Below are 4,919 nucleotides of genomic sequence, written 5' to 3' on the forward strand. Positions count from 1 at the left end.
GCCGTAGGGGTCGAAGTGGGGGTGGTCCAGCAGCGACGCGAGCCGCTTCTCCACCCGCTCGCTCATCACGTGCTCCCAGCGGCAGGCCTCCTCGTGCACGTACGGCCACTCCAGGCCGATGACGTCCGTGAGCAGGCGCTCGGCCAGCCGGTGCTTGCGCATGACGCGGACGGCCTTGCTCATGCCCAGCTCCGTCAGCTCGAGGTGGCGGTCGCCGGTGACGACCACCAGCCCGTCGCGCTCCATGCGCGCCACCGTCTGGGAGACCGTGGGCCCCGAGTGCCCCAGCCGCTCCGCGATGCGGGCGCGCAGGGGGGTGATGCCTTCCTCGGTGAGCTCGTAGACCGTCTTGAGGTACATCTCCGTCGTGTCGATCAGGTCGCTCACTGCAAGGCCTCCCGCGTCGGGTCGTCGTCGCGCGGAGGCCCCAGCCGGGATGGGGCGCGCGCTGTCACAGATTAGTTGGTCGAGCCGACAGTCGGGGTCGAGGTCCACGACCGCCTATCCTCGGCGACGTGCCCGATGCTCACGAGATCACCATCCCCGCGCACCTGCTGCCCGTGGACGGCCGCTTCGGTTCCGGCCCCTCGAAGATCCGGCGCGCCCAGGTGGACGCGCTGGCCGGCCCCGCCGCCGAGCTGTTGGGCACCTCCCACCGGCAGGCTCCCGTGCGGGCGCTCGTCGGACGCGTGCGCGCGGRCCTCGCCGCCCTGTTCGACCTGCCCGAGGGCTACGAGATCGTGCTGGGCAACGGCGGCTCCACCCTGTTCTGGGACGTGGCCACCCTCTGCCTGATCGAGGACCGGGCCGCGTTCGGCACGTTCGGCGAGTTCGGCGCCAAGTTCGCGGCCGCCGCGACCCGCGCCCCGTTCGTCGGCGAGCCCGTGGTCACCCGCGCGGCGCCCGGCGGCGTGGCGGTGCCGGCCTTCGCCGACGGTGTCGACGCCTACGCGTGGCCGCACAACGAGACGTCCACCGGAGTCGCCGCGCCCGTGCACCGGGTGGCCGGCTCGCACGCGCAGGGTGCGCTGGTCCTCGTCGACGGCACGTCGGGCGCCGGGGGTCTGGCGGTCGACGTGGCGCAGACCGACGTCTACTACTTCGCGCCGCAGAAGTCGTTCGCGTCGGACGGGGGCCTGTGGCTCGCTGCCGCCTCCCCCGCCGCGATCGAGCGCGCCGCCCGCCTCGAGTCGAGCGGGCGGTGGATCCCCGAGTCGCTCTCGTTCACCACGGCCGTGGCGAACTCCCGGCTCGACCAGACGCTGAACACGCCGGCGATCGCGACCCTCGTGCTCCTGGCCGAGCAGCTCGACTGGATCCTCGGGAACGGTGGCCTGGCCTGGGCCGCGCACCGCACCGCGACGTCGGCCGGCCACCTGTACGGCTGGGCGGACTCGCGCGACTGGGCGACACCCTTCGTCACCGACCCCGGGCTGCGCTCGAACGTCGTCGGCACCATCGACCTGGACCCGGAGATCGAGGCGGCGACGGTTGCTCGTGTGCTGCGGGCCCACGGGGTCGTCGACGTCGAGCCCTACCGGAAGCTGGGCCGCAACCAGCTGCGCGTCGCCATGTACCCGGCGGTCGAGCCGGACGACGTGCTGGCCCTCACCGCCTGCATCGACCACGTGGTGGACCAGCTCGTCTGAGCATGGGCCCGCCTCCCGCGGTCAGCGCGGGAGGCGGAGTCGGTGTGCTTGGGGGTCAGGCCGTCGGACGGCGGCGGCGGGCGATCGAGACGAGCGCCACGGTGAGCGCGCCGACCAGGACGAGTGCACCGCCGGCCAGCAGCAGCGGCTGGGCCTCCGAGCCGGTGGCGGAGAGCACGGCGGCCGTCGGGTTGTCGACCAGCACCTCGCTGTCCTCCGGGTCGGTGTTGCAGGAGGGGGTCGACGGCGGGTAGGCGACCGTGACGGTGGCCTCGGGGTTCACCTGGAACATCACCTGCACCGAGGGGCGCACCCAGTCGAACTCGTCGCCCTCGACCCAGGACCCGTCGGTGAGCTGCGTCCAGCCGGGCCAGTCGATGCCGCGACCGTCGGGACCGACCACGGCGCCCGGCCAGTTGACCGTTCCGCTCAAGGGCTGGTCGGCGTAGACGACGTCCGGACCAGACGGGTTGACGAAGGTGACCGTCGCCGTGGTGTTCGGCGACCCGATGACCTCGAGCGCGTACTTCAGCTTGGGCACGTCGTTGTCGCAGATCGGTGCCTGGATGAGGACGTTGAGCTGGCAGGCGCGCGGGGCGCCGTAGCCGTCGACCTTGTCGATGCACCCGTAGACCGGCTCGGCCGTCGAGGACACGGAGGGCGACGGGCTGGGGCCCTCCGCCGAGGAGGGCAGCGCGCCGGCGAGGGCGACGAAGACTGCGAGGAACGCGACGACCGCGCCCCGTACGAGCCTGACCATGATCGTGCCCCTGTCGGCTAATCGGACATTTCGGTCCCCATTGTGTCCTGCCTGCACCCGTTTACACATGGGCATAACGGGTGATTTCGGACGTTTCGCCCGTTCACTCTCCCGGGGAGCACGTGGCCGTGATCAGACCCGGGCTGGTGAGCGTGGGCGTGGTCCAGACGTCGACCCGGCCGTCGCGGACGGGCACGTCGAACCGGTAGGTCTCGCGCGCGCCGGGCTCCAGCCAGGAGGTCACCACCTGCACGTTGCGGCCGGCCGACTGCCCGGTGCCCCCGGAGACGGCGCCGTCGTTCCGCCCGAGCGCCTCCAGAGGGGCGCCGACCGGCGCGTACACGGTGATGTTGGTCGCGAGCCACCCGGTCGGCAGCGAGGTGAAGCTCCACCCGGTGACGTACCGCGGGAACGTCGCCACCTCCGCGGGCGGGCGGTAGTCGAGGTCGAGGCGGACCGTGGCGGTGGGCTCCGGGCCGTCGCAGCGCAGGTTCTCGACCGTCAGCGCGGTGCTCAGGTAGTAGCCGAGCTTGCCCGCGGTCCCGTCGTTGAGGAACACCCCCGTGGCGTCCGGGAACGGGCCGGTGAGGAACGCCGCACCGACGCTCGTGGCCACCAGCCTCTTCTGCTCCTCCGGGTGCGCCGACCACATCCGCAGCCGGCCCTCGGCCCCCGCCCGGGCCAGCGCGTCGACGACGGCCCGGGAGTCGCCCTGACCGGCACCGACCGCGCGGAAGATCGTCGACGCGACGCCCGTGTAGAAGGCGTCGCCCGCGGCCGCGTCGTCGCCGAACGTGAGGTAGGCGTCGCGCAGCAGGACCTGCAGGACGTTCCCGGCGTCGATCTGCTGGCCGCTCGGCTCGGTGACCGCCCCTGTGGCGCCGAGCAGGTAGGAGACCGCGACGGGGTCGGTGGCGATGACCCCGTCTACGTGCGTGCCGATGTCCCGCTCCCAGCGGGCCGTCAGCAGCTCGGCGCTGCGCGGGAAGTCGGGGGTCATCACGGCGTTCTGCACCCACCGGCCCAGCCGGTCGGTGTCGAAGCGCAGCTCCTCGTCGCTGAGCGGCAGGATCGAGGTCTCGATCCCCGGCAGGTCCGCGGTGGTGCGCTGCTCGGTGAGGTCGATCGTGCCGTTGTCGGCCTTCAGCACGGCGAACGCGCCGACGATGCCGCCGGCGCTGCGCAGCTCCGAGGAGTTGAGCGAGACCAGGAGGTAGGTGCGGGGGCCGTCGACGCCGAGCATCGGCGGCAGGAGCGCCGCCACCTGGGCGCCGGCGTCGAGCGCACCCGTGACCTGGGCCATCCCGTCCTGCAGCTGGGTCACCGGGCCGGCGAGCTGCGGCACCAGCGCGTCGGTGTCGATCGCGGCCACCGCGGCCTGCGCGGCGTGGGCGCTCGCGGCGGCCGCGGCGATGTCCGGGGCGGCCTCGACCAGGGGGGCGAGGTCGATCCGCCCGTCTGTGCCCCGGGCCTCCTGGGCGTGCAGGACGTCGTCGATACGCCCGATCGCCGGGAGCGCGTCGCGCACCACGTCGTCGAGCGACACGGAGACCACCCGCACGGCCTCGAGCTGCGCGCCCACCCAGGGCACGTGCTCGGCCACCCGCCACACCGGGTCCGATGTCGCCCGGCGCGCGGCCGCGAGGTCCGCCTGGACCTCGGGGAGTCGGGCCTCGATCTGCTGCGTGTCGCCGTCGCCGACCACGCTGCGCAGGTCGACCACCACGTCCTTGGCGGAGAGCAGGGCGGTGCCGGCCTGGTAGCCGCGGAACGCCAGCCAGCCGGCGGCGGCCACCAGCACGACGAGGACGACGAGGACGCCGAACGCGATGCGGCGGGCGGTCAGGCGGCGGCGTCGGGGCGGTTCGGTGGTGGGCTCGTCGCCGGGCGCGGTCGCCTCGGGCGCGCGCGGTTCGTCGACGGTGGCACTCACCCACCGATCGTGACATCCCGGACATCTCGGACGACATGCCTGGGCGCTCTCTTCACCCGAGCATCCACCCGGACGGCGGCTCAGGCGGCGGTCTGGCGGTCCGCGGCTTCCTGGGTGGCGAGCCGGGCGGCGGTCTCCGCGCGGCGGTCGGGCAGCGTCGGGTACAGCACCTCGAGGTGGGGCCGGGAGCGCACGTGGTACCGCACGGTGACGTCCCACTTCTTCCACGCCCACAGCGCGGCGCCGGTGGCGACGAGCAGCGCGGAGATCGAGCCGATGCCGATGGCCCACCGCGGGCCGTACGTCTCACCGATCCACCCGACGATGGGCGACCCGATGGGCGTCGCGCCCAGGAACACCATCATGTACAGAGCCATGACGCGCCCCCGTACGGCGGGGTCGGTGCTCAGCTGGATGGTCGCGTTGGCCGCAGTCATCATGGTCAGCGACGCCAGCCCGACGGGGATGCAGGCGATCGCGAACGCGACGTACGTGGGCATCAGGGCCATCACGCCGGTGGTGATGCCGAACGCGAACGCGGCGCCGATGACCAGGCGGACGCGGGGCCGTTCCCGCC

5 protein-coding genes are annotated in these 4,919 nt (G+C 73.3%); 1 reads left to right on the top strand and 4 read right to left on the bottom strand.

Features of this window, described 5'->3' with window-relative positions; translation table 11 throughout:
* Window positions 1-387: metal-dependent transcriptional regulator (locus AC1DUQ_RS17655; protein WP_477074239.1), on the bottom strand; the 387-nt coding region annotated here is incomplete at its 3' end.
* 128 nt (window positions 388-515) lie between these two features.
* Between AC1DUQ_RS17655 and serC the strand changes: the two genes are divergently transcribed.
* Complete coding sequence (gene serC / locus AC1DUQ_RS17660) at window positions 516-1,649, top strand: phosphoserine transaminase (protein WP_477074240.1); 1,134 nt, start codon at window positions 516-518, stop codon at window positions 1,647-1,649.
* A 55-nt stretch (window positions 1,650-1,704) separates the two neighbouring features.
* Here the strand turns inward: serC and AC1DUQ_RS17665 are convergent, their stop codons facing one another.
* The 3 genes from AC1DUQ_RS17665 to AC1DUQ_RS17675 form a co-directional block, all read right to left on the bottom strand.
* Window positions 1,705-2,409, bottom strand: a complete 705-nt coding sequence (locus AC1DUQ_RS17665; protein WP_477060089.1) for a peptidase — start codon at window positions 2,407-2,409, stop codon at window positions 1,705-1,707.
* Between the two features lie 103 nt (window positions 2,410-2,512).
* Window positions 2,513-4,342 carry a DUF4012 domain-containing protein gene (locus AC1DUQ_RS17670; RefSeq protein WP_477074241.1) on the bottom strand — a complete coding sequence of 610 codons (1,830 nt, stop codon included), beginning with the start codon at window positions 4,340-4,342 and terminating at the stop codon, window positions 2,513-2,515.
* Between the two features lie 80 nt (window positions 4,343-4,422).
* Window positions 4,423-4,919 (bottom strand): MFS transporter (locus AC1DUQ_RS17675; RefSeq protein ID WP_477074242.1); only part of this gene is annotated, 497 nt, incomplete at its 5' end.

Source organism: Cellulomonas sp. P4_B5_2 (assembly GCF_056402235.1).

Excerpts from the sequence above, each read along its gene's own strand:
- AC1DUQ_RS17665 (WP_477060089.1), bottom strand. The coding sequence starts at position 2,409 with ATGGTCAGGCTCGTACGGGGCGCGGTCGTCGCGTTCCTCGCAGTCTTC.